Genomic DNA, 25,662 nt, shown 5'->3' with positions numbered 1-25,662 from the left:
TGGATTTGCTACCCATGCTACGGAGCGTGCCTATGAGAAGGAAGTCCATAGGTTTTACTGCTGGGCGCTCTTCATCGATCGAAAGCTGTTGGCCGAAATCACCCCGTCAGACCTAGACTTCTATGATGCATTTCTCCGGGATCCTCCAGACTCCTGGTGCGGAATGCGCAATCGGCGTCGTACTGCCGGAGATTGGCGGCCGTTCGAGGGAGCTTTGTCGGACGCGAGCTGCTCATTCGCATTTCGCGTCTTGGAAAGTTTATTTTCGTTTCTGGTCGATTTCCGGCACATCCAATATAACCTCTTCCGCGAGCGACGAATCCGTCGGAAGAAAAGTGCCATGGGATCCACAAAGCCCTCGAGATCCCTGCCCCTTTTGTCGTTTGTTCGATTACTCCGAGAGCTCGAGTTAGAGTGCGAGAAGTTTCCAGTCGGACATCCAGCGCATGACGAGGCCGAGCGGATGCTCTTCGTAATTCGGTTCATGGGAAACACTGGCATCCGCGGGGAGGAGTTGGCCTGTATCCGCCTGTCCGATTTGTTTTGCTACAAGTCACCAAGCTCCGGAGATGAAACGTGGTCGCTTTCTTTAAGGAACGCGAGCGGGCAGCAGGCAAGGAAGATTGTCCTGAATCCTTCGGCCAAGTATGCCATTTACAGATACTTGGCGGCACGTGGTATCCACATTCCTCCTCCTCCGTCAGCAACGCCCTTGGTATCCCGGCTCCACGGAGACGAGCAAGCTGTTCCTTTAGGCCGGGACTCAATCTATGGAATAGTAAAAAACGCCGTGAACCTCGTTGCCGACAGGATCGAACACAAAAATCCGGATGAAGCTGCCCGTTTTAGGAAGGCAACTCCCCATTGGTTGAGGGTCACGTATCGTCGAATGAACGTAGATTCTCGGCAAAATGTCTACGCAATCCCAAGGATGAGTGCTTAGCTTACGGCATATCGGCACCGCTGCACCCGCCCAGGGCACCACCATTCGGCATATGGATACGCGAATAGTCTCGGCATCGTTGTCACTGGCTGGGTTACCGGCTATACGAGCCTGTGGAGTGTTGTGCCGCCGCCAACTAGCGCTGAATCTGAAAATCCTCTAACTGCTATTTCTCGTTCACACATCGCGCCACGCTCGAGTGCTCAGGTTCGCCTTCAGCGCAATTCTGAGCCATAGAGACGAACAAAAGCCCGCTTGCGCGGGCTTTTGGCGGCCACCAATGAGACATTGGGGTGGCCTCGTAGGCTAGGCCTGCTTCCATTATGCCATCGCGAAGCAGGGCTTCATCTATCTCGCAGACGGGGGCAGATTCCAACTGCCGCCGATAGCCTGAAGATGGGCCGCACTGCCAAGGCAGCCAATTGCCTGGCGGTCACGGCAAAGCGTCGGTGGACGCGAGCAGAACGCTTATGATTGACTACTAGCCACGCATTGCTGCCACGATATCAGCGGATTGCCAAATGCACGTGCGTCATTCATGCGCAACGTATAGGTGATGCGACGAAAGCTGGCCTGCCCTGCCCTACGCGTTGACCCGTCGCCGTCCTATTAGCTTGCCGTTGCCGGTGACACCGTGACGTTTGTGAGCGCTTTCGCATTTGGCTGATGAACGACGAAGCCGGTTCTGCAATAGAGCGCTCCGATCGCGGGCGGCTCTATCGCGCCGCCCTCCCCGGCCAATGCAATTCCCGTTTCTAAGCCATGCTCCAGCACGTTGAGAAATTCAGCCTTGTCTTCCCTGGGAATCTCTCGTGTAGCGGGATACGGCGAGGTATAAGCAAACAACATGTCCGCTACTTGCCGCAACCATCGGGCAAAGCCCTCGCGCATTCCTGTGACGTTATCCTTTCTGCGAAACAAGCCATTGGCGATAAATTTCACGAACTCTACAACTGCGCCGTACTGCATGGACACGTTTGGCATTCCTTGAATCAGGTCGCGCGCTAGGCCGATCGCGTACCGGCGATTGAGCGCGGTTGCGAGGTGGGTGGCAACAAATTCAAGCGTCCGCGCCGCCATCTGCGGCTGCTGGAGTCCCCAAAAGACGTCATCTGCATGAAGGGCGAAAACGGTGCGATTGTGCAGCGCCGAGTTGAGGGCGAACTCTGCGTGATCACCACGTGAGATCTTGCCGTCCTGCAAGCCCTTCATCGCCACGAGATAGGGGAACACACCCTTGATACCAAACACTCCATAGACCCAGTTCCTAAGGCGTTCATCCACCGAGAACAAGGCTGCCCCCTTTTCGAGGCACAACGCGAGCGCGTCATAGGTATCTGTATCGAGAAGATCCTTTAGAAGGATGAGTTCGTGAGGCATTTGCTCCGGCCCATACACCGGGCAAACTTCGCAGTGTTCGTCCATTAGCCTCAATGCTTCGGTATATTGGCTTGCCTTCCACTTGCGAGCCTCTTCCGTGATAGGCAAGAATGCGAACTGCCCATCTATATCGGCCGCATGTCCCTCTGCGCGAGAATCCAACGCCTCGACTTCCGCTTGTTTGAATCGATCGTAGGTCCCCCGGCAAACATACACCCGTGGCAACACTGAGAGAAGATCACCCTGTCCAAAGCGGACAAGTTCAGCCAGCGTGAGCGCGTCCATCACAACGGGGAACGATTGGTCGAGCAACAATGCACTTGCGGCCTCAAGCTCTGGCGCTGTGGTGACACCACTTGCGAGCGGAGGGTTGCGCTGGTCCCAACTGAAGACCATTTGCATGCCGTCGGCGCCGAGCATTTGCGCACACAAGCCAAGCGGAAGCTTGCTCTCGGCGTATTGCTCCATTACCGATTTGCTACGTTGCGTTTGCGCCTTGAGTCGGTCATGGATGGGCGAGACATCCAGGTTCCCATCCTCTTTCTCGGTCAGGCTGAAGAGCTGCAGACCAGGCGCGGGTTCTAGCGATTTCGACAAGAGTTCGTGCGCGTACTCGCCCAGTCCTTGATGAGCATCACTGATCTCACGAATCGTGAAATTGCGAACATCGAACGTTCCCTCGATGTCAACGGTGTCGCCGCATGCCAGTCCTAGCATCGTTTTCGCCAGCGGGCTGTCCGCAGCAAGGAATCTCGCAGATTTCGGCAGATCCGTCATGCCTGCAGGATCGATCACGATTTTTACGATGCTCCTGTCCGCGCCCTCAAGCGTCACCATGGAGCCAGGCCTCACCTCCGGAAAGTGTGTTCTACCGTGTCTGGCTCGGTGACCGATCAAAACTCCCATTAGATAGGAGGAGGCGGCACTGACGTCGTCCATGTTCGAGCGGAACATGCGATAAAGCCGCGCGTACCCGACCTCTGGCTTGCCATACTGCAACTCTGCCGCCGCCAAGTGCGCGATCTGCTTCAGGGTCCCCGTAAGACGCTCGGGCGCCTCGCTGAAGGCGTTTCGGATTTGTGCGGGTGGTCTGGTATGAAGAACAACTTGGTACCAAAAGACCCATGCTTCCGCCCGCTCTGGATGGGCCTCGCGATGCAGTCTCGCAAGCAGTTCGAGCTGGCTCCAGTCATTGGCTTCTTGTGCGACGCCCATCGCTAGGCGGCGGAAGGCGTCATCTGAAAGCCATTCGGGTGGCACTTTTTCCAGGAGGTCTTTTGACTTTCGCCGGTACCCACCAAACAATAGGGCACGCAGTCGTCGCGTCTGAATTGGTAGGCTGCGGCCGCTGGGGTCCACCGACTCCAAGAGGCCGACGGCGTCGGAGAACTGATCGGCGCGAATCAAAATATCCGCGACGATCAGACGCTCGCGCGAACTCGAATGGGTGGAGACTCGCTTCTTTATGACCTCGACAAACCGGAGCGCTTCGCTGTCACGGCCGGCATTGAGCATCAGCCCCGCAAAGGCGCTGAGTGTAATCAGATCAAGGCCATCAGCGGGCGTCTCACTGACTTCCTTGACCACCTTTTCGGATTGGCCGGAGTTGCACGCGCACACCATTTCAAGCAGCTTGACAACCGGTTTCTCGTCCGGCGCATGCTCGCGCAATGCGTGAGTGATGCGAGCAAATGCCTCGGACTCGCCTCGGTTTGCGGCCGTTTCGGCCGCAAGGAGCAATCCGTCTTCGTCCAGCGCATTGAGGTGGGCTATGGAAAATTTAACAAGATCCTCGTGCCGGCGGAGGAAGAGCAAGGATCCGATGTGTAGGGCGGCCACGTTATCGGCATACTCAGGAATTTCCGTTTCGATTCGCTCGCATATGGCGAGCGCCACGCCAGGCTTGCCGGTTAGCATGTGGGCAAGCGCCACGTGCGAGGCAGCTTCGGCCCTGTGCTGGCTATTTTCGATCCGCCATAGTTCTGTTGCCGCAGGCTCGAACGCGGCGATTACCTCATCGAGACCCTCACGCAAATCTTCGGCGTAGGCGTCGAAGTCCGCGGAAATCCCGTCCTTTCCTGCGACGCTAACGATGATGCCTGCGGCCCCTTTGCGGGTGAAAAGGCCTGCATCCTTTGCGCGTAAAGCTCGCCGTGCGTAGGTTACCGCCAAGTCGCTCTGTTGCCGATAAAAGGCGTAGGCCATCATTTGCAGCGCATCTGCTTCTTCTCTGAAGCGCGCCGGCAATTCGGCTTCCGTCAAGTCCTCGTTCTCGCAGATTCGAGCATTGGTAGCCGCTAGCCAAACATGGAGCGAAAGCGGGAATAGGCCTAGCAGGCGTGCCCCTTCAGCGTTGGCAAGCTTGAGGTCTCCCTGGATGATATGCGCTCGGATTTTGTTAGCGGCGATGCGCTCGTCATCCCAAAACAGGTCATAGGCACGTAGAAACCACTCAGCAGCGACCTCCTCACGATTCTGTTGCCAGTGTGCAATGCCATTCTGAAGAGTCCAGCGCGCCTTCTGATGTCTGTCGAAGCTCGCGATCTCGGTTTCGAGAGTGGCAAGCAACTCCTGCGCAGCCTGAAATTTCAGGCCGCGCAGCAGGTCGTTCACCTTGTCAAGCTGCCTCGTCACAAGCCCATTCGGTGAATCTGTCCGACCTGTAGGCAACATCTGCAATAGTGCCGCCTTGAATGTTGCTTCCATCGTCGCAGGCATGGCAGCGATCTGCGCCCCAGTCCTTTCTCCCTGCTCACGTAGCACCGCAATGGCACCGCCCGCGCTGTTTGGGGAGTATTTCGGATGCAATGCGTCGTATCGTTGGATGTGGTTGCATATCTCGGTCCACGATTCCACTTCGACCAAGAATTGGCCATTGGCCTGCCGAAGGTCGCTGACTTCCTGTGCGTGCTTGACGAGCGCCGTGTCGCTTGCAGCTGTCGTGGCAATTATGAGGCGGACAATCTTCCAACCCGCCGCGTCGGCCGCGGCAACCTCATCATCAATTGTCTTGGTGGTCACCCCGCCATCGACATACCGCTTGCACTGGATGCCAATTCGACCGGCTCTTGATGTAACGAAAATGTCTACACCGCCCTGCTTCTGCCCTGATCTGCCGTTCCTCTTTGGAGTCGGATCGTCGAACACGACACCGTAGACATCCGTGCACATGTTTTCGAAGCTGTCAGCATTCGTTGGCTTTGAGATCTCGATCTCGAACGCGCGCATTCTGTAGGCCTTTCTAGTTCTGTGTCGACGGATGACCCTTGCAACCATTCCGCGGTCATTGCTTCCCCGCATTCTGCCAACAGGTCCCAGCGACTCCCCTTCCCTTCGCCGCTTGTTCAGACTGGAGCATCATCTTCGACGTGTTCACACGATGAAGTATTGTCCAATGACTGCCACAGGTCTTGCAGCGTAGGGTTGGCGTTGGCAATCGCCCGGTAGCACCTGATTTCCAATTGAGCAGTCCAGGTGTCGTGGCCCGCCTGGACGAGGCGTCCCGCTGCGATCTCCTCCGCAACCGCGCTTACCGGTAACCACGCAACGCCGTATCGCTCGACCACCATCTTCATCAGCAACATCGCCATGTCCGCCTCGTAGCAGCTACGCAGATGGTACGGTGCGTCGGCGCTGTTCAAGATCATATCGACAACGCGTCCCATGAATGTCGTGGCCGTGTACGCGAGGTACGGGAGCGGAGCGTCGGTCGTGCCCGGCAGCGAAAAGATCGGTTTGCCGCGGTCGTCTGGCGCAGATACAGGGATGAAATCCTCATGGCCTAACGTGATGCCGGCGAACTTGTCGCGGTCGAGCAGGATCGGCACGAGTGGATGGTGATAGCCGATCATCAAGTCGCAACTGCCTTCAGCCAATGCGACGACGGCATCGTGAACGTTCGCTGCGACGACTCGCGCATTGAAATCACCGGTTTGTTGGTGGAACTGCTTCAACCACCTTGGCAAGAACGTCAACGAGAGCGTATGGCCGGCGGCGATCTGGATGGAACGGCCTGGCATCTTTGCCTCCTGGCGCAGTTCCGAACGCAGTTCCGTAACACCCGCGCATAAGGGGGTATGGACATCCACCTCAGAACTTGATGCCCATGGACATCCGCCATCGTGGTCACCTAGTCAACTTCCCCACATTCCTTTTGTCTATCCGCCCTGAGACGGCGAGAAATCGCTCCCCCAGCAATGAGCGTTATTGCCCCGGCTACAAGCGAACGACGCGCATCTGACCCCGAACACCGTCAGGTGTCGACGTTTTCACTTTCAAAAAATGAAACTAGGGCAAGCCGGCATCGCCGGCGCGTCAGGCGTTCGAGTGTGTGCAACTTCGGAACCGCCGATAGGCGGCTGTCCACACCCTTGTGGTGTGGGCAGCGAAGTTGTGCACACGGGGAAGCGCTGAGCCCGAGTCGCGGGGCACATGAGAGCGTTCCGGAGCCAGCTCGTTTTCTGTGGTGCTATTTGATGAGACCTTCGGGGAGCATTGTTGCAACCAGTTGCCTAAGGCGCTTACGCTCGGAATTTGATATGCGACTCCACGCCAGCACTATTTCTGCGAGGTCTTCGTCTTCGCAATAAAAATATGCCGCTGGCACACGCAGCACCTTCGCCAACTTCAAAGCGATTTCAAACGGCGGTTCGTGCACGCCTGTTTCGTAACGGCTAATTCGCGCGCTCGCTGTATGTTCATCAAGTCCAATTTGGACGCCCAGTTTGTCTTGTGGAATATCCTCGTCGCGCCGGGCGGTCCGAAGCCGGCGGCCAAATAGAGACGCTGGCTGCTGTTTTTTCATTCTACGAATATCGTAGAAATCGCTTGTTGAATCTCTACGTAATTCGTAGAATCGATGATGCTACCGACCAACGTCGACGGACCGACTCTCAGCTTTGCTGAGGTCACTCCAACAAATACGTCCCTCAAAAAATGCAGCTAATGCCAAACTCAACCTTTAAAACTCTTGTTGGCCGGTGTCATGCTATTCACTGACAGCAGTTGGGAAGAGCTACATCCCATAAAGAAGAGGCTCATGCAGCCACTTCTTGCGTGGCGCTGCGTTGGATGGACGGACCTCACGCCGAACTTCTTTGTCGTGGCCTCCTCTCGCGGTGCGGACTGCGCGGCCCCGGATGGTTGGGTGGTGGACGGTGCCGAAGCGCTGATTCAATTGGTACTGCAACTTGGCGATGTTAGCTTTTCGGTTCACTTGTTGGCTCGTAGTGAGGATGACGCTTCCGTCACGCTCTGCCGAGTAAGCGGGTTGTGGCAGGAGGCAGAGGGAAACGATAAGGGTGTCGTGAACTACTGGTATTCGACCGCCGACGGAGAAACGAGACGGTGTTCGCCTGTCGCATTCGGTACGCGTGTTGAGAGACCACGGCTGGTGAAAGTATTGAGCTTCGAAAACGGGTGAGCACGTGCGAGATTCGAAATCTGCGGCGGCCTGCAGAACGCGCTTATCCGTGAAGGCCGGCGCAGTCTGGAGACCATGCGGGCTCAAACGCTCTCGCTTAAGTAAGGAATGACCATGCCGCGCTCTACGCGTGCTACAGAAAACGAAACATCGCTCGATGAGGAATGGGTGGACCACATCTTCCATCGCGCCGTGATTGCAGCCATCTTGTTCGACCCGAAGGTCGCTGAAACACTGCTTGAAATCCCTGATGCGGCGCTTGGTCGGCTCTTCAAGAATCATCTTTGCAAGGCCGTTGGCCAGGCCACGGTCTACGGCATCGATTTCCCCGCGCTTTGCGAGGAGGAAGATAGGCTTCGCGAGCGCGTTAGAGCTGAGTCGAAGCAGGCGCTAGAAAATAGGCGCTCCCGTAGGTACCACAATGCGAACCCGGAGCGCTACCCTCTCGTGCTTCAAGGCAAAGTGCTCCGAATGCATGACTTCCGCATCTCGGCAGGCCTCACGGAAAAGAAACTGGCTAAGCTTGTTGAATCGCAGCGAGTATTTCGCGTCTACTTTGGTCCCGAAGCCTTTTACCCAGCGTTCTTCCTCTCGACGACGATTTTTCGCGACGACTTCAGAAAGGTCATACGTGGTCTCGGCAAAGTCGACCCATGGTCTATGTTCGACTTCTTCACGACCGCGATTGAGGCGTTGGGTGGGGCTACACCGCTTCAACGACTATCCGCGGGGGATGTTAAGCCGGTAGTGCAAGAAGCCAAGACCGCCGCCGAACAATATGCCCGACTGTTTCCATAGGTGACCAATATTTCGTACCTCTGCTGGCCATGAAAGAACTTTTGAACTCCACTTTCAACGACTCCGACACTTCTGGTCGTGCCGGCAGTCGGGTTCGCTCTCAGCCTAGTCGGAGTTTCGTTTCGACGCTTGCCTACCGCGGAGCGCGCCAACCGCCCCTCAGAATCAGCGGAAGAAGAGATGAACTCTGATAGCCGTATCGACCTTGAGACTGCGCTTCGCAAGTTCCACGAATTGGGCTTAGAGGACGGGGACCTAGGATATGCCTACTGGTATGAAGTCGGACAGCTACTGAAACGAGCGGCAGGCATGCAAGCGCGAATAGAAGAGCTCAGCAAGGAGTTGGAACAGTGTCGCGCCGCGCGGCGGAAAGCGGATTGAAACGAACGTAGCGCCGCAGTGCCTGTGAGCTAGCCTGGATTAACTTAGGCGCGTGAGGCCGGTTGCTTTGAGAAAGGGTGACCCAAAATGTCGACGAACGCGAAGATTCCACCGCCGCCTGACGCCGACGATTTCATGTCCACCGCCGAAGCCGCGAAGCTGCTATTCGTTTCCCGTCCACATGTCGTGAAGCTGCTCAAGCAAGGCAAACTCAAGCTTCACCATAAAACTCGGAACAACCAGTTTCTAACGAAGGCATCAGTGCTAGCTTATCAGGCGCATCAGGATGCTGCGGTAAAAGCCTACAAAGCTTCGGCAGCTGACGAATAAGCTGAATCTAATAAAGCGTAGTGGTGTCTGAATCGCAAGATGATAATGTTCAGGTGGGCGGGCGATAAATATGGAGGCCGTACGATAGTCGGTTCAGGCAACTGCCGCCGCGATGGAGTAGCGCCGGACGCGAGGAGGCTTCGATGAAGGAAGGAATCGGTGTGGAAGAACGATTGTTCAGAAAATCGGACAAGCCGTCTGAGGACATGAGTTGCAACTGGCACTACAAGAAGTCCCCGCGCTACAACGACTTCGCATCTACCGATGCATCTGGGAAATGGTGCATCTTTGTGAGCCCCGCCGACGTGGACCAAGAATGGAACAAAATCAGCGGCGCTATCGAGAGCAACCAGTTAATGTGCGCCAAGGTATCCACCGCTCTGCGCAGCATTGGTCGCGATGGGCACGTCATCTGTGTCTACACGCGAGACTGGGCAGATAGGCAGGACCTCATGCGCGCACGCGAAGTGCTGCAGTCGCTGGGCTTCGTGAAAGAACTCGGCTACAAGCGTGACATTGATACACGGAACAGGATTTACGGCTCTGGTGAGTGGTACCTACGTGTATAGCCAGCCGTTGCAATCTAGTTCGAGAACCGATGTGTCCCATATGGAAGGTGAGAAGCGGTGTCGAAGCTTGTTGTTGTGGAAGTCGGCGCCGGCAGAGCGTTACCGACGGTACGACGCTTCAGCGAACGGTTCTCGTCGCAGAGGCTCATTCGAATCAACCTTCGGGAACCGAGCACGAAACCGTCGCATGGAGTCGGTTTAGAGGGCGCCGCCGCTGCGACGCTCAAAATGCTTGACGCTCAGTTGTGAGTCTTCGTAAATCACATTCAACCGCGTAGTGCGGCCACACCTTGGCAACTCGGTTCGGGCTCCGCCGAGCGAACTCGCGCGCAGGGCGACGACATGCGAGGCGTGTCGGATGGTCACACCGACCCGGCAGCTGCCACAGTTAGAGAGAGCGAGATGACAGACCGACATGTGCCTGATGATTTTCCGAGGCAACCGGACCCCGGTTCTGTAACCGGGGTTCAACCAAAACTTCTCGTTCGCGAAGTCGACGGACGCTATCAAAGCAGTCTCACTGAAGAACAACGGTGGGTACGCTATGACGCGTGCGAGGACCTTGCTAGTCAGCTAGCCGCGTACGCATCGCGAAAGATTACTACCTCCGGTCTGTCGTCAGACGTGGCGTTGACTCGCGCCGAGAGAGGCGTGAGATTGAAGGTCGACGCTGGCGAATGGGACTTCTCCCAACGTGAGGTGGCTTGGGTCATGAAGCGCACGCGGCAACTGCTACAGGGTGCGACCGATGACTAGCGAACGCGCCGAGAAAACAAGCACAGCATCTCGCCCGAAAGCGCGCGCTCGGTCAGTCGGTGACATACGCCACCCATATTTCTGCCGGCTCCAGGTGGACTCGTATCAACGCTCGAAGGCGTGTGTGAAGTCAAGTCATGCCGACGAACTTGAACATAAGAATCATCGTGCCGTGACAACGCCGTCTCTCTGGTCTCTCACTCACGTAGCGCGAGGGCTGAAAGGAGTTGGTCGCCCGTGTTGAAGACAGTAGCCCAAGCCTTTTTCTGTCGTAATTGCGGCGCCACTGGTCTTAAGTTTTCGGCGCAATCGATGGACATAGACTTCGATGGCATTTGTGGTTACGTCCTCTCCATGTCGGGAAAGTTCAGACGCGAGTTGGTCCTTTGTTACCACGCGACCGGCCCGCGTGGCGAATATTTCGAGAACCTCTATCTCTCGCGACGTCAAATCCAAAATCTGTCGACGGACCGTCGCTGTACGGCCGATGAGGTCGAACGATAGATTGCCGACCGTCACCTCTTCGGCCGGACACCTTGCTCCTCGCCTGATTAACGCACGAACACGTGCAAGCAACTCCGGGATTGAGAACGGCTTTGCCATGAAGGCGTCTGCGCCGCGGTCCAGTGCGTCGACTCTACGCTCGATAGTATCGACCACGCTGAGGGCGAGCACGGGCAGCTTTGACTCGCGACAGCGCAGTCTTGACAAAACCTGTGCTCCGCTTATGCCTTCGACATCCAAGTCCAGTATGAGCAGGTCGAAGGATTTGGCTCGCAACGCAGTGTCAGCGAGATTTCCGGTAGCGACTCTGTCGACCGCGTAGCCCGACAGCCGAAGTGCTTCTCGCACGACTTCTGCAATTTCATTGTCGCCGTCGGTAATCAGAACTCGCATAGAGACCCTTCGAACCTACTTAAGGCTACCCCTGGATGAAGGCGCAGCCCCCTTCGAACCTGCGCGTTTTAAGGCCGTCGAAATGCTCGCGCGACCGTGTTCAGCATGACATTCAGACTTGAGTGACAAACTTCGTGGTGAGATACCCGTCGAAAGTCTCAGTGCCACCTTCGCTACCCATCCCACTGTCTTTGATTCCACCAAACGGAGTTTCAGGCAGTGCCATGCCAGCGTGATTAATATTCACCATGCCCGCTTCAAGCTCAGTCGCGAGTCGATGTGCCGACCGGGTGCGCTCCGTGAATGCAAACGCCGCGAGTCCAAAAGGCAAACTGTTGGCCCGTGCGATTGCTTCATCCAATGTATCGAACTTCGCAAGCGGCGCGATAGGCCCAAATGGCTCCTTCTGCATGAGGTCGGCTGTGTCGTCGAGATTGTCCACCAAGGTTGGCGCAAAAAAGCTGCCGCCAAGCTCGGGGGCGAACCCGCCCGTTAGAACGTTCCCACCTCGCGCTTTCGCATCAGCAACGAACCGCTCCATTTCCTTGACTCGTCGAGCGTGAGCAAGCGGTCCCATCGTGGTTGAAGAGTCGATGCCAGGACCCAACCTGGCGGTTTCGAACGCCTCAATCATCTGGTCTCGAAACTTTGTATAGATGCCCGACTGAACGAAGAGTCGCGTAGGTGCGACACACACCTGGCCCGCGTTGCGCAGTTTCATCCGCATTGTCACTTGTACCGCCGAATCCACGTCCGCATCGTCACAGACAATCACTGGGGCATGCCCACCAAGCTCCATGGTTGCCCGCTTCATATGATGCCCAGCGAGCGCTGCTAGCTTTTTGCCCACATCGACGGAGCCAGTAAATGAGACCTTCCGGACCAACGGATGTTGAATGAGAAAGTCCGATACCTCGTGTGGAACACCCCAAACGATGTTCAGGACACCGGGCGGCAATCCAGCGTCGTGAAAAAGTTTCGCCAGCGCCACAATTGCACTGGGAGAATCTTCCGGCCCTTTGAGAACGATGGCGCACCCTGCACCAATAGCAGCTGTGATTTTTCTTATCGCCTGATTGAATGGGAAGTTCCATGGCGTGAACGCGACGCAAACTCCCACAGGCTCGCGCACGACTATCTGCCGGACGGCTGTGTCTCGCGGAGGAATGACACGTCCATAGATGCGGCGGCATTCTTCCGCGTGCCAATCTGCGTGGTCAGCACATGTGACCACTTCGGCGCGGGCTTCCGCAAGAGGTTTGCCTTGGTCCAAGGTAATGGCTTGCGCAATATCGTCAGCACGTTCCCGAGCAAGCGATGCTGCACGACGCAATATTTCTGAGCGTTGGAGTGGCGAGCTTTTCCGCCATTTCAGGAAAGCCGATTGGGATGTAGCTACGGCATGCGCTAGGTCTGCAATCGTTGCGTGAGGCAAACGTCCCAACACCTCACGTGTGGCCGGATTGGTGACGTCTTCTGATTTACGCTGTCCACCGACGCCAATAAATTCACCATTGATGTAAAGAAATAGCTCGGGATACACAGATGCTCCTGGAGAGTAACGCCGTTTTTGAAATGAGCCTGCCGATACGGTCGCTCACGCGAACGACGAGGACATCGGCCGGAAAGCCGTGTCCTCGCCTTCGTGGCTCGTGGGGATTTGCGGAGGAGCAGACTTGATAACCGGGCGACGACTACGAAAGCTGACGACGGCGGTTCACTCCATCCTCCGTTTGATGCTCGAGGTTTGACCGTACCGCTCGGCGGCCGATGATGAATGCGCACAATGACGACATAACACCTGAACCCGCGACGTAGGCACAAACGAGCCAAGGGCTTCCGCCCGCGAGGGTCACAAGTACCGTCGCAATGATTGGAGTGAGACCGCCAGCCGTGACGCTCGAAAACTGATAAACGAACGAGATGCCTGTGTACCGCACCTTGGCGTCAAACAACTCGCACAGGAAGACCGCGACAGTGCCATAGACTGCAGCGTAGAAGACACCGTAGGGAATCGCGATGGCGGCCCACAGCAACATTGTGTTACCCGCCGCATGCGTGAACACCCAGAACGCTGGATAGACCGATGCTGCAGTGATGAGCGCAGCGAAAGCGTAGAGACGCGGACGGCCCACAAAGTCCGAGATACGTCCGAAAATTGGGATAAATATGGTCAGAACAACGCCGCCAATCATCACCCCAATGAGCGCTTCATTCCGGCTGATACCGATATGACTCGTCAGATAGCTGATGGTGAAGACGCTGAAGATGTTGAAGAACACCCCATCGATGTGTCGCGCACCCAGACCAAGCAGCATGTTGCCCGGGAAACGCTTGCACATATCCAGGAACGGTACCTTCGTCTCGCTGTGGCTGCTCTTGACCTTCGCGAACTCGGGCGTTTCCATCACGTTGAGCCGAATCCAAAGACCAAACATCACGAAGATAAAAGACAGTCCAAACGCGAGTCGCCAGCCCCACGCCATAAACTGAGCGTCGGTCAACAGCGCGGACAGCGAGGCGATAATGGCAGCGGACAGTAGCACACCAACTGAAAGTCCAATCTGCGGCAGGCTCGCATAGAACCCTTTGCTTTCACGAGGAGCGTATTCATACGCCATGAGGACCGCGCCACCCCATTCACCACCGAGTCCAATCCCTTGGATGACCCGGAAAAGAAGAAGAAGACCGGGGGCCCAATAACCAATCATGTTGTAGGTTGGTACAAGCCCGATTGCGACGGTCGAGAGCCCCATAATCATCAAAGTGATGACCAGCATGCTCTTGCGCCCGACTTTGTCACCGAAGTGACCGAAGACTATCCCGCCGAACGGCCGAGCAACGAATCCGACGGCGAACGTTGCGTAAGCGAGAAGTGTCGATGTCGCAGCATCCCCAGGAGGGAAATACAACTTGTTGATGACGAGGCTTGCGACGACTCCGTAAAGGAAAAAGTCGTACCATTCTATGATGGCGCCGATGACGCTCGCAGCTGCAACGCGCCGCAGGGCTTTCTTGTCCGTGCTCATGATGTCTCCACTTCATGAAAATGTTGTCGCGCATCGATGTACGCGTTCTGCTCGGTGAAGCGTCGCCGTTGCGACGCTTTGTCTACAAGTTGGCAAGGCTCGTCAGCTGTGCTGCGCCTCCTGTTTGCTGAGCCCTACAATCTTCTCGGACCCAATCACGTGTGAAGTTTCGACTCGCCGGCGGTCGCCCTTCAGAATCATGTCGGCCGCTTTTTCGGCAATCATCACCGTGGGGATATTTGTGTTCCCAGATATGAGAGTCGGCATGATTGAGCAGTCAATGACACGCAGGCCTTCGACACCCCTAACGCGCAATTCACCGTCAACCACCGCCATAGGGTCGTCGGCCGAGCCCATTTTTGCCGTGCCGGACGGATGGAAAATCGTTGTCCCGTATTCCCGGCAGAACTGCAGGATTTCATCGTCCGTGCGTACGTTCGGGCCAGGTCGATATTCGCGCTTCATATACGCCGCCATCGGTTCTGTCGCCGCGACCTTGCGCGCGAACTTCACGCCGGCGACCGTCGTGCGTCGGTCGGTTTCAGTCGAGAGGTAGTTGCACTGAATACGCGGTGGCTCCAACGCCTCGAGGGAGCGAATCCGCACGAAGCCGCGAGATTCTGGGCGAAGCTGGCAAATCGAGTATGTGCAACCGGGGAAGTCGTGAACTTCTCCCGCCGTGCTATCCGCGGACAAAGCTGCGAAGTGAAACTGAATATCGGGAGTCGCGTTCTCGTCTGGCAACGCGCGGCAAAACATTCCGCCATGATTAATGCCGACCGCCAGAGGGCCACTGCGGCGCAAAAGCCATTGCAGCCCCATCTTCGCGCGACCGGTCAAGCTACGAACCGCATCATTGGTGGTAATCGGTTTGGTCACTTCGTACATCAATCGAACCTGCAGGTGGTCCTGGAGATTTTCGCCCACACCTGGTGAGACATGCACAGGCTTGATGCCGAACTCAGAGAGCAAAGCTGCAGGGCCAACGCCCGAAAGTTGCAATAGCTGTGGGGACTGGATGGCACCGGCACAGAGCAGGACTTCGCGCGTCGCTTTGACCTCGAGAGTTCGACCGTCTCGCACGTACCGAACGCCTGTGGCCCGTTTCCCCTCGAACAACACCTTGGTTGCTTGTGCAAGAGTCTCGATATGGAGGTTGGCTCGGCTCTTCGCCGGCTTCAGATACCCGACCGCGGTCGAGCAGCGGAAGCCGTTCTTTGTGCTGACCTGGAAATAACCTACTCCCTCTTGACGGCCATCATTGAAATCATTCGTGCGGGGTACGCCCAGGCGTTCAGACGCTCCAATGAAAGCGTCGACCAGTTCATGCTCCGGTGGAACGCTAGTCGCATGCATCGGGCCGCTATCGCCGCGGGTTGCTGACGCGCCTAGGTCGTTGGTCTCGAGCTTGCGAAAGTACGGTAGCACGTCGTCCCAACCCCAGCCGGGGTTGCCGAGGTCACGCCATTCGTCGTAGTCACGCTTTTGGCCGCGGATGTAGATAAGGCCGTTAATCGAACTGCTTCCGCCAAGTGTTCGGCCACGCGGTTGATAGATTTTGCGATTCGCGAGTTCCGGTTCAGGCTCGGTGTAGAAACGCCAGTTGTATTTCGGGTGTTGCATCGTCTTCGCATATCCGATGGGAATGTGAATCCACGGATACCGGTCTTTCGGGCCGGCTTCGAGAAGGCAAACGGTATATTTTCCGCTTTCGCTCAGGCGATTTGCGAGAACTGAACCGGCCGAGCCAGCGCCGACGATGACGTAGTCGAATGTTTGCATGCTGCCGTGTCTCCTGATTTCTATCGCGCTTTGGGGAGCGCCTTGCATTTGCAACTTGTATGCAGATGTCTTACCATATTGATACAACGGCACTTTTGGCGGTGCAAGCGAAAACGCGGTTGACTCTGGAATCTGAGCCTGAAGCCGCATTTTTGAACTGAAAAAGCACGCCGTTTGACCCTCTCGGAACGGACCCTGATGCAAGGAAACCCTGAAAAGCGCGGCGCATCGCGTCGACGTTTGACCCCACTTCCCCCGGCGCCGGAAACGACGGAGGATGACAACACAGCGGTTGCTGAAAAGCAGTCTGGAACTGTGGCGGGCGAGTCTCTTCTAAATCGGGAAAGTCCAACGGCGCTGTATATGCAGATTGCCGACCTGTTGCGCTCGGACATCGACTCAGGTTCCTTCGCGACTGACAGCAAGCTACCCGGGGAGAATGAGCTCACTCACCGTTTCGGAGTGAGTCGCGTGACGGTTCGCCAGGCCATTGCCCAGTTGCTGGCTGAGGGGTACGTCGTTAGCAAGCAGGGCAAAGGCACTTTCGTGTCGCGGCAAAAGTTCTTGCACGACCTGAAGCCGATGCGAGGGTTTTACGACGCACTCATCGCGCAAGGTGTGGAGCCGAAAACGAAGCTGCTTGAATTTGGGCCTGCATCTGCTTCAGAAAGCTTACGTCAGGCGTTTGGCGCAACCGATGCCGATTGCTTCCAGCTGCGACGCCTGTATCTGGTTGATGACGAACCCATTGCGCTTGTTGTGTCGACGCTGCCGCCGGAGGCTAGCGGATTAACTTGGGAGCAGGTGAACCGCACCCCCATTTATGGATTGTTGGAAAGCGTCTTGAAGCTAACCGTGACGAGAGCAGAGGTTCGAATTCGCGCTCGCTCTGCGGGCGCCTCAGTCGGCCAACTCCTGGGACTTTCTGCGAAGGCTGCCCTTCTCGTCATGGAGCGCGAGTCTTTCGGCAGCGATGGTGCTTTGCGCGAACGTACTTCGTTCTACATTCGCCCGGAAAATTACGAGTTTTCGCTGAGCGTTCAAGGTCCTTTGCCCGTGGCCTCGTCAATCAAGAACGTGAACGGCGCCGCATCCCGCGCAACAGAGAAATAAAGATGTGCGAAGTCGAGTCTTTCCTCAGAGGAAAGGCTCGACGGTCCATCGTGAGCGCAGGACTGGACTTGTTATTGGTTGGTCATCGCATCTTCGAAGACGCGCTCTCAGGCTCTCTCCAATCCCTTTCTCTTTCATCGCATTGCGGCACCGCTTACGCAATCAAAAATCAGACGAGGTGACTACGAATGCGGCGCAATTCATCGCCCATGCGGGTGAATCGCGCGTCGGTCATCTCCACGGAGGGCTTGGTGGTGCCAAGCGTGGGTGCTTCCTTTGTTACAACCAATTCCACGAAGGCCGGTGCCGGTCCACTCAAAATCGAGTGAAGCTTGCGTTCGAGGTCTTCCAGGTCGCAGATGCGTTGCGACGTCTTATAGCCTGCCGAACGGGCAAGGCCTACGAAGTCCACAGTCTCGGCGCCTGGCGTGTCCAGATTCCCTAAGCCGGAAAACTGAGTGCTGTTGTTGAACAGGAAGTGGACATACTTTCCCGGCGCAGCTTGCGCTACCGTCACCAATCCTCCCAACTCCATGAGAAGGCTGGCGTCTCCGTCGAGGACGAACACGGGACGTTTCGGCTGCGCCAAGGCAAGTCCCAGCCCCAAGGACGCCGCCCCGCCCATCAGGGGAACGCACGCGACGTTCAGCGGGTCGGTGGAAATCTTGTCCAGAGCGTTCATCGCACCCATTGTGCAAACGACGATGGCATCGCCACGGACCTTCTGAATTACTTCGCACGCTTCTGCAGTAGACATGTTCATGATTGGCTCCTTCAAACTGACTGCTTTACCTTGTCGGCATCGTTGGATTGCGCGAATCCCATGAAGTGACCCGCGATAAGTACAGCTGGTCCCTTGCGTTCCCGGGATGCGGCCCAAGCGGCCGCGATATGTCTTTCGTCCCCCGGCGCCTCGAGTCGCCAGTACGGAATATCGAGTGTTTCCAGCAAGGGCTCGAGCATTCGCACCATCAGACGACGGGATTCCCGTGGGTCCTTCCCAAGATTCGCGAACTCGCGTCCGAACTGGCCGACCACAAAAAGCATCGGAATCTTCGAGTCGAGGCCAAGCGCTCGAACACTGTTGATTGCTGCATAGAAGCCCTGGTTTTGCACGAGAATCGCGACACTGCGCCCGCCCGCGTACAGACCCGCGGCCACTTCGACCGCCTGGTCTTCGGTCGTTGTGGGCACTACGCGGATACCATTGTTCTGGTCCTCGAGCGCCTGATGAAGAGCAATCTGCAACATGTCCGGAACCGTCGTGACGAAGTCGATTCCGCACTTATGGAATTCGCCAATCACCTTGGCCGCGCTGACAGAGTGTTGAGTGAAATCGTTGTCCATACTGACCTCATTGCGCTGGCGCGCGTTACATGCCCGCATGCAGGATGGCGAGCGAATAGTTTTTGCGGCGGCTTGGGGCCGAAGCAACGCTGCCGTTCACAGTGACGGAAGCGTCGGAACGCAGCCTTGAACGGATAGAAAGCAGGAGTTGGTGCCACATCACGAAGATGGGCCGGAAGGTACACATTGGGGGTGTCTCCATCGTCGGTCGCTACCCAAGACGCACTGATTCTCGGGTTTACGACTTGTATCTAAATGTCTTATCATCTTGATACAATGCGAAGCAGACGACCGCAAGCAGAAACACGAGATTTGTCGGAATTTGAGACTAAAAATGCTTCTTCGAACAAGAAAGCACGATGCCCCCAGGGAGACGAATGACCACCTCCGATATGCTCCAAGAGCACAAGATGCTCAGGCTACTCAGCCTTCTCGAGCGGGTTTCTGCCTCGAATCAACCGGTCACAATTGCGCAGATAGCGATGCGACTGGATATTCCGAAGGCCAGCGCAGCGCGGCTCGTGGACCTGTTGATTTCTAGTCGGTATCTGGCACGGATGCCGGACACAAGAGGACTCATACCCGGCCCGCGTACCGTCCAACTTGCCGCGTCAACCCTCAGCAACAGTTCGTTCCGACGCGAATGCCGGGCAGTGCTTCGTGGGTTGGTCTCGCGCCTTGGCGAAACATGTAATCTCTCAGCTTTCGATGGTGATTGCGTGCTGTACCTCGAGCGCGTCGAAACGTCGGAGCCGTTGAGGATGCATCTGGAGCTTGGCTCCAGACACCCGCTTCACTGCACCGCAGGCGGAAAATTATTCTTGTCGCAGCTCCCGCCCGTTGAGCGCGCTGCACTTCTGGACCGGCTCACGCTTAGCCCGCGCACGCCACACACCATCACCAACAGAGCGAAGTTGGACGATGAACTCACGCGTCTTGCTGAGAAGGGAATCTCCACCGACAGGGAGGAATTCATCATCGGCATGGTCGGTGTAGCTGTGCCTGTAATTACGGGTTCTTCGCGCAATGCCATTGCGCTCGTATGTCACGCGGCTGCCCCCAGAAGCAGTCTGGAGGAGTTGCTTTTGAAACTGCCAGTTTTGAAGGAGGCAGCACTGCAGTTTAAGGCCCTGTTCGACGCGCAGACCGTGGATTGATGCTCGTGCCGGCACGCGTGCCCGTCTTTTGCGTGTCGTCAGGAAGGACTCATTCGGCCATACGCGTCCAGCAACGACGTCTTGTACACGACCCCGAGAATCGATGAACTGTTGGAGGTCGGGTCGATAACCGGAAGGCGTTCCCCACGAAACTTGAGGAACAATTGCAAGGCTTGGCCCAACGTCATATCTGGGGTAAGGACGTGAAACTCCGGTAAGAGGAAGTCCGACGCAGTTCTACGCCGTGGAATCCGAGGAGCCGCCAAATCAGAAGCGACGTCGTCCAATGCGACTACACCACAGAACTGCTGACGTTCGTCGACGACGTAGAGATACTTCACGGGATGTTCCGCAAACATACGAGTCATCGCCTCGACCGATGCGTTGAGCGGGACGATAGTGTCTGCGGGCCTGACCAACTCCCGCATTCTCATAGCAGCGAGTTTCGACCGGTCTTTCAACTCACGATTGCGCCGTACCGTCACTTCGTACATTGCACTGTGCTCGGCGTTGCGAGCCACGAAGTATGCGATGACACAGGAAAGCATTAGCGGCAGGACTACCTGATATGAGAGGGTCATCTCGAAAATCATGAGAATTGCCATCAAAGGCGCATTGGTGGCCGCTGTCAGGAAAGCGCCCATGCCGACGATTGCGTAGGCGTAGGGCTCGGCGCTCGCCTGTGGCCATATGTTCTGAACACCAATTCCGTAGATACATCCGATGACTGCCCCGACAAATAGCGTTGGCGTGAAAACGCCTCCAACTGCACCTGTCCCAGCTGTTGCGAGCGTTGCGATGATTTTTAAGACCAGCACAACGAGCAGCGCGGTCCACGTCCACGGCTGATGCAGCAGCGAGTTCACAACCTCGTAACCATTGCCCCACACCTCTGGCGCCCAAACGGAGACAATGCCTACTATTAAGCCTCCTAATGCGAGCTTCATCGGAAGAAAAAGTGGCAGCTTGCCAAATCCCTTCTTGGAAATCGCGAGCAGTTGAAGAAATCGAGGGGCCAGAATTCCGCAAAGTAGGCCGAGGACAACAAATGGGAGGACCTCCATCCCGGTGACCGTAGGAAACGACGGCATCTCATAGGGAGGTCTGTAACCAGCGAATTCACGCATGGTAATGTTGGCGACGACTGACGAAACTACGATGGGACCGAACCATTCCATCGCCATCGAACCGAGGACCAACTCAGTGACGAAGAACGCGCCAGCAATTGGTGCGTTGTACGCCGATGTGATGCCTGCTGCCGCACCGCACGCGACGAGCACGCGCAGGCGAGCCGGGTCGAAACGAAACAGCCGGCCGACAACCGAAGAGCACAGGGCCGCGAGTTGAACCATTGAGCCCTCTCGACCGATTGAGCCGCCGCTGGCAATTGAAAAAAGCGACGAAATAGTCCGCCAGATGCTTTGCCACACGGGCACTACACCGCCTCCAACGGTGACAGCTTCCATATAGTCAGCACCCGAGCCTGAGGAACCCCGACGCGCGAGAAGCAAGCACCCGCCAGCTATCAGGCCTCCCACCGTCGGCACAGCAATCCGAACAGGCCACGGCAAAGCCTTCGCAAACTCAACAAAATTCCCGGGCTCCCCCCCAATCGTTCGCTGCAGCAAATCTATACCTTCTCGAAATGCAGCCATCGCGTAGGCGCCAACAATTCCCACGACAACGGCCCAAAGAAGCATTGCGTGCGTGTCGGGTTGGCGCACGGCCTTCCACAAGAAGGTCCGGAGCAGGCAAGAGGCATTTTTCATAGCTAGCTGCGACAGTACGGTCCCCGAGGCTGACCGGTCGATGCGCAGTCGGCATCGAAACTCGTGGGGCAAAGAAGTGGCTCGGTATTGAAGCACCGAGAACAACGCCGCCATAAAGGCGGCGTTACGGTCCAACGGGTTGCAGCGCGCTCAGTGCCGCGGCTTGAGATGGACAGGAGATGTTTCTGATTGTCCGTGAGCAAACGTGGCTGGGGCCGTGTCACCTGAGCCCCCTCGCAGAAGGCGAAGCGTTTTTGTCTCCGGGTCGACTTCAACCAGCGAGCCGTGTGGAATGAGTTCGGTCACATCCTGGTCAAAGCCAGCCAGCATTGAGATTCCCCCGAGGGCTGCGCCTTGCGCCAGAATCGTGTTGACCGTGTTGAAGATGATTGCGACGGGTGCCATGTTCCGCGATTGCATCTCGTGGAGCATCCAGGCACTCGCTACCCCACCTTTCGCTGTGTCTAAAACCAGAACCCGGCCAACGTACGACTGGCCGACCAGCTTATGTGCCGGACGAGAGAAGACACCTTCGAGACGATTCAAGTCGTAGCGAGCGGAAAATCCATCCTTCGCAACCAGTGCTTCTCCCGAGACTTTCTTTCCGAGCGCGTGACGCGCCGTCAATACGAGTTCGCTCATGCCAGTTCTCCTTTTTCCGCAGCAGCGACGCACTCTTCCATCGATGCCAGCATCGGCGTGTATCCGTAGCCACCCAGAATGTTCACAAGCTTTGCGCTATTCGTCGCAAGCTTTTTCCAGCCCTTCGCTTCAGACATTTCACGTGCGTACGACTGGTAGAAGCACATACCAGACAGCACGGTACCTCCAGCGCTTTCGATGCGACGCGTATAGCCGAAGCGCTCCGAGTCGGGCGACACCTGAGGGCTAGTGACTGCAAGGAGCGGGACCTTGAACTTGCGGCCGTCGCAGAGTTCCGCAAGCGAGCGGAGTTCGTACAGACTCAGTTGCGGTGCGGAGAAGACGACGACATCGATAGATTTGGTCACTGCGTAGCTTGCAGCGAGCGCATCGATTTGTTCGCGGTCAATACGGTGATGAACCGGCAGCTTGTCGCCGCCAACGTCTTCGATGCGCTGAGCTTCCGGCGTAATACCGACGAGATGGAAGAGTGCGATGGAACCGAAACTGGCCATCGCGGCGCCGAAGTGCTTCAAGTCGTCGGAGGTCGGCGCACCCTCAATACCTTCAATCACCGGCACTTGCCAGTAGTTACCAGCCAGGCGACCGATAACGCCACCGAGCGCACCCCATTCGTTGAGCGTACGCGGCGTGAAATCAACACGGAAACGCATCGTCGCTTGACGCTGCTCGTCGAGATGGTAGCCGTAGCGTGGCGTACGGCCGGTCAACCCGGCTGACAATGCGGATGGCCCACCTTCAAAGTTCGAGCGTGCGCCGTTCACCGAATTCGAATAAATGACGACGCCGGTGTCACCAAATGCAACATGTTCGCCACGGGTTGCGGCCAGCACCGTCTGATAGTTGATGCAGGTGTCGGTCATGCTGACGCCCAAGCGTTCGAAAGCATGAATAGCGCGGCGCTCGAGTTCAACCATCCAGTCACGCTGACCGAGGTCGTTGGCTTTGCTGAAATCCGTGCCGCGCGGGTCGGTGATGGTCGGGATGCAAACAGTGTGGCGACCGTCGGAGGCCTCTGAGAGACCTTCGAGCCACATCACACCCGCCTGACCCAAGCTTTCCGTATCAGCCATCACGTGCGCCTGCGTCACGGGTACGAAATCGCGCGCTCCGAAGAAGTCGCCGACTTGAACCTGATGGCGCATCGCCATTTGCAGGACCTTTCCGCGCTCTCCGTTGAGCATTGCGGTTTCTTCATCGTTGAGAAGCATTCGCCGTCTCCAGTCTTATCTCGTAAGTGGGGCAGTACGCGTTGAGCTCATTCAGTTAGCTTCCGCGGGGAAGGCGTCACGCTCGATGACTGACTATTGCGATAAACAGTCCAGTTGCGTAGCGTGACCGCCATTTCGAGATGACATCGCCTCGTGAGATGTAAGGAAATGTCTATCTTCGACACCTTGGTTGTCTTAACTTGTATTAAGACAACATGAGCGAATAATAGCCAGTCGTCTTTGGGCTGTCAACAACCGGTTTGAGATATGTGTGACTTGCAGAAAGGCGAACGTGCGATGCCACGTAACCGGCGAAAAATACTGTTTGTGAGGAGTTTGGGCGGCGCAACGAAGAAGCGCGCGGCGAATGGCGCCGCGCGCCACAAACACTAGAACACCCATTACTGTCGCGCTGATTGCGCCACCGCGCTGTGGCAGAACTAGCGACGCCGTTCGGTGTGCCGGCTAGCGTGCTCACATCCTTCGAGGGCAAGGCAGCGCTCCACCTGAAAATGAATGAGCTCTTCAGGATGTTCGCCACGGGTCCGCAACGCGGAGCACCGAGGTTTTTCAGTCCTCAAACCACCCGTTCAACTGGCTCTCGTAGCCCTACGGGAGTGCATCCTCCACCAGCTCAATCCAGTGTCTGACGTCGGTGCGATGAGCGCCACCCAGATGAGTCTGGCACCCAATATTGGCTGTCACAATTAGTTCGGGGTTGCCGCTCTCCAGCGTATCAAGCCTGCACGCTGGGGCGCGCTACTTTGTTCAATACACTGCCGAAATGAGCCGGATTGACGCCTATCGACTGACGCGTCGCTCTGGAAAACTGTCTCATGTTCAAACCACACGAGACACCAATGTCGAATACGCTCCCCCTGATTCACCTCAGTCCCAATGATGTCGTGCGCTTGGTCCACCGCATCGGGCTCCCGCAATGTATCGCAGGCGTGGCTGAACGCATTGAGCAGGACTTTCTGCGTTGGTCGGAATTTGATAAAAGTGCACGCGTAGCCAGCCACTCACCTGACGGCGTTGTGGAATTAATGCCTATCGCCGATGCGACCCAATTCGCGTTCAAATACGTCAATGGCCATCCGAAAAACACCACTCTCGGCCTACCCACAGTGATGGCGTTCGGCGTTCTGGCAGATGTTGCCACCGGTGCGCCCATCATGCTTTCCGAACTTACGCTGACCACCGCGATTCGCACGGCAGCTATGTCCTCACTTGCCGCGCGCACGTTGGCGAGGCCCGGGTGCCGCACGATGGCTCTCATAGGCAACGGGGCTCAAAGTGAGTTTCAGGCAATGGCCTTTCGGCACTTGTTGAACATTCAGAGCATCCGACTCTACGATGTCGACAAGGCCGCAACCAACAAGCTCCTCTCGAACCTTGAAGGCTTTGGATTGGACCTCGTGGTCTGTAATAGCGCAGCGGAAGCTGCACTGGGTGCGGACATCATCACCACCGTGACGGCAGACAAGACGAATGCAACAATCATCTCGCCGGAGATGGTCACGCCTGGCGTCCATATCAATGCGGTCGGCGGTGACTGCCCAGGCAAGACGGAGCTGCATCGAGGCGTCCTTGAAATGGGTAAGGTCTTCGTCGAGTACGAGCCGCAGTCTCGTATCGAGGGTGACATCCAACAGATGGCTGCAGATTTCCCTGTGACAGAGCTTTGGCGGGTTCTGACGGGCCACGTGCCGGCGCGCCATAGCGCGAGCCAGATAACCATCTTCGACTCGGTTGGGTTCGCGCTCGAAGACTACTCCGCATTGACCTTCCTGTATGAGAAAGCTCGCTCGTACGGCTTCGGACGGGATTTGGCCTTGATTCCCGCTCTGAACGACCCGAAGAATCTTTTCGGCGCGCTGGAGCTGGCAAGCATCGCGCCGGAACCGTCGCTGGTCGACTGAAGCAGGCATACTGCGTTCGTGCCGCCGCGAAGTGATGTTCCCGGTTGGTACGAAGCACGCCTTCGAGCGCTGCAAATTGTGCACGAAGTTGCTCGGCCCGCTCGCAAAGCATAGAAAAAGACCCGAGCAAGCGCTCGGGTCAAGGTCTGCTCGCAACATCAGCGGACGAATGAAGACTTCGGGCTGAGAACTT

18 protein-coding genes and 1 pseudogene are annotated in these 25,662 nt (G+C 56.7%); 6 read left to right on the top strand and 13 right to left on the bottom strand.

The genetic code is table 11. From position 1 onward, the window contains the following. Positions 1-1,552: 1,552 nt before the first annotated feature. From EHF44_RS14320 to EHF44_RS14310, 3 genes are all read right to left on the bottom strand, one after another. A complete protein-coding gene (locus tag EHF44_RS14320; protein WP_043355224.1) occupies positions 1,553-5,551 on the bottom strand; it encodes a PIN domain-containing protein in 3,999 nt (1,332 codons plus the stop codon). Positions 5,552-5,667: 116 nt separating this feature from the next. Continuing rightward, a complete protein-coding gene (locus tag EHF44_RS14315; protein ID WP_124684271.1) occupies positions 5,668-6,342 on the bottom strand; it encodes a LysR substrate-binding domain-containing protein in 675 nt (224 codons plus the stop codon). A gap of 449 nt (positions 6,343-6,791) precedes the next feature. Next, the gene (locus tag EHF44_RS14310) at positions 6,792-7,127 is read right to left on the bottom strand and encodes a helix-turn-helix domain-containing protein (RefSeq protein WP_082055155.1); all 336 of its coding nucleotides are present in this window, start codon (positions 7,125-7,127) and stop codon (positions 6,792-6,794) included. A gap of 732 nt (positions 7,128-7,859) precedes the next feature. On the opposite strand from EHF44_RS14310, the gene EHF44_RS14300 reads away from it, so the two are divergent. From EHF44_RS14300 to EHF44_RS14285, 3 genes are all read left to right on the top strand, one after another. Beyond that, entirely contained in the window at positions 7,860-8,543 is a 684-nt protein-coding gene (locus EHF44_RS14300) for a hypothetical protein (protein ID WP_043355286.1), read from the top strand. 468 nt (positions 8,544-9,011) lie between these two features. Next, positions 9,012-9,254: an excisionase family DNA-binding protein gene (locus tag EHF44_RS14290; RefSeq protein ID WP_043355281.1), complete on the top strand. Its 243-nt coding sequence runs from the start codon at positions 9,012-9,014 to the stop codon at positions 9,252-9,254. A 143-nt stretch (positions 9,255-9,397) separates the two neighbouring features. Next, positions 9,398-9,823: a putative phosphothreonine lyase domain-containing protein gene (locus tag EHF44_RS14285; RefSeq protein WP_052495065.1), complete on the top strand. Its 426-nt coding sequence runs from the start codon at positions 9,398-9,400 to the stop codon at positions 9,821-9,823. Positions 9,824-10,780: 957 nt separating this feature from the next. On the opposite strand, the gene EHF44_RS14270 is transcribed toward EHF44_RS14285, so the two are convergent. From EHF44_RS14270 to EHF44_RS14255, 4 genes are all read right to left on the bottom strand, one after another. Further along, positions 10,781-11,476: a response regulator transcription factor gene (locus tag EHF44_RS14270; protein ID WP_082055154.1), complete on the bottom strand. Its 696-nt coding sequence runs from the start codon at positions 11,474-11,476 to the stop codon at positions 10,781-10,783. 112 nt (positions 11,477-11,588) lie between these two features. Continuing rightward, positions 11,589-13,019, bottom strand: a complete 1,431-nt coding sequence (locus EHF44_RS14265; protein WP_043355278.1) for an NAD-dependent succinate-semialdehyde dehydrogenase — start codon at positions 13,017-13,019, stop codon at positions 11,589-11,591. Positions 13,020-13,170: 151 nt separating this feature from the next. Continuing rightward, complete coding sequence (locus tag EHF44_RS14260; protein WP_172966118.1) at positions 13,171-14,508, bottom strand: MFS transporter; 1,338 nt, start codon at positions 14,506-14,508, stop codon at positions 13,171-13,173. A gap of 99 nt (positions 14,509-14,607) precedes the next feature. Next, complete coding sequence (locus EHF44_RS14255) at positions 14,608-16,287, bottom strand: GMC family oxidoreductase (RefSeq protein ID WP_082055153.1); 1,680 nt, start codon at positions 16,285-16,287, stop codon at positions 14,608-14,610. A gap of 198 nt (positions 16,288-16,485) precedes the next feature. On the opposite strand from EHF44_RS14255, the gene EHF44_RS14250 reads away from it, so the two are divergent. Beyond that, positions 16,486-17,400: a GntR family transcriptional regulator gene (locus EHF44_RS14250; RefSeq protein ID WP_124684269.1), complete on the top strand. Its 915-nt coding sequence runs from the start codon at positions 16,486-16,488 to the stop codon at positions 17,398-17,400. Positions 17,401-17,569: 169 nt separating this feature from the next. Here EHF44_RS14250 and EHF44_RS14245 read toward each other — a convergent pair whose 3' ends face one another. Together EHF44_RS14245 and EHF44_RS14240 are read right to left on the bottom strand one after the other, a co-directional pair. After that, on the bottom strand, positions 17,570-18,163 hold the full coding sequence (locus EHF44_RS14245) for a thiamine pyrophosphate-dependent enzyme (protein ID WP_043355275.1): 594 nt from the start codon (positions 18,161-18,163) through the stop codon (positions 17,570-17,572). 11 nt (positions 18,164-18,174) lie between these two features. After that, the gene (locus tag EHF44_RS14240; protein ID WP_052495062.1) at positions 18,175-18,747 is read right to left on the bottom strand and encodes a thiamine pyrophosphate-binding protein; all 573 of its coding nucleotides are present in this window, start codon (positions 18,745-18,747) and stop codon (positions 18,175-18,177) included. A gap of 377 nt (positions 18,748-19,124) precedes the next feature. On the opposite strand from EHF44_RS14240, the gene EHF44_RS14235 reads away from it, so the two are divergent. Beyond that, positions 19,125-19,904 (top strand): IclR family transcriptional regulator, encoded by a 780-nt coding sequence (locus tag EHF44_RS14235; RefSeq protein WP_043355272.1) that lies wholly within the window; start codon positions 19,125-19,127, stop codon positions 19,902-19,904. Positions 19,905-19,942: 38 nt separating this feature from the next. On the opposite strand, the gene EHF44_RS14230 is transcribed toward EHF44_RS14235, so the two are convergent. The 4 genes and pseudogenes from EHF44_RS14230 to glcF form a co-directional block, all read right to left on the bottom strand. Then, positions 19,943-21,673: a ClcB-like voltage-gated chloride channel protein gene (locus EHF44_RS14230; RefSeq protein WP_043358183.1), complete on the bottom strand. Its 1,731-nt coding sequence runs from the start codon at positions 21,671-21,673 to the stop codon at positions 19,943-19,945. A 150-nt stretch (positions 21,674-21,823) separates the two neighbouring features. Continuing rightward, on the bottom strand, positions 21,824-22,315 hold the full coding sequence (locus EHF44_RS14225; protein WP_052495060.1) for an aconitase X swivel domain-containing protein: 492 nt from the start codon (positions 22,313-22,315) through the stop codon (positions 21,824-21,826). After that, entirely contained in the window at positions 22,312-23,547 is a 1,236-nt protein-coding gene (locus EHF44_RS14220) for an aconitase X (protein ID WP_043355268.1), read from the bottom strand. The genes EHF44_RS14225 and EHF44_RS14220 overlap by 4 nt, the downstream gene beginning before the upstream one ends. 609 nt (positions 23,548-24,156) lie before the next feature. Further along, positions 24,157-24,291: pseudogene (gene glcF / locus EHF44_RS28695) on the bottom strand (glycolate oxidase subunit GlcF); the annotation flags it as partial. Between the two features lie 116 nt (positions 24,292-24,407). On the opposite strand from glcF, the gene EHF44_RS14210 reads away from it, so the two are divergent. Further along, positions 24,408-25,469 (top strand): ornithine cyclodeaminase, encoded by a 1,062-nt coding sequence (locus EHF44_RS14210; protein ID WP_043355252.1) that lies wholly within the window; start codon positions 24,408-24,410, stop codon positions 25,467-25,469. Positions 25,470-25,662: the final 193 nt, after the last annotated feature.

It is taken from the genome of Cupriavidus pauculus (assembly GCF_003854935.1).
GTDB lineage: Bacteria > Pseudomonadota > Gammaproteobacteria > Burkholderiales > Burkholderiaceae > Cupriavidus > Cupriavidus pauculus_C.
Note: the sequence above shows the minus strand (reverse complement) of the source record. Positions and strands in the feature narration are given on the sequence as shown.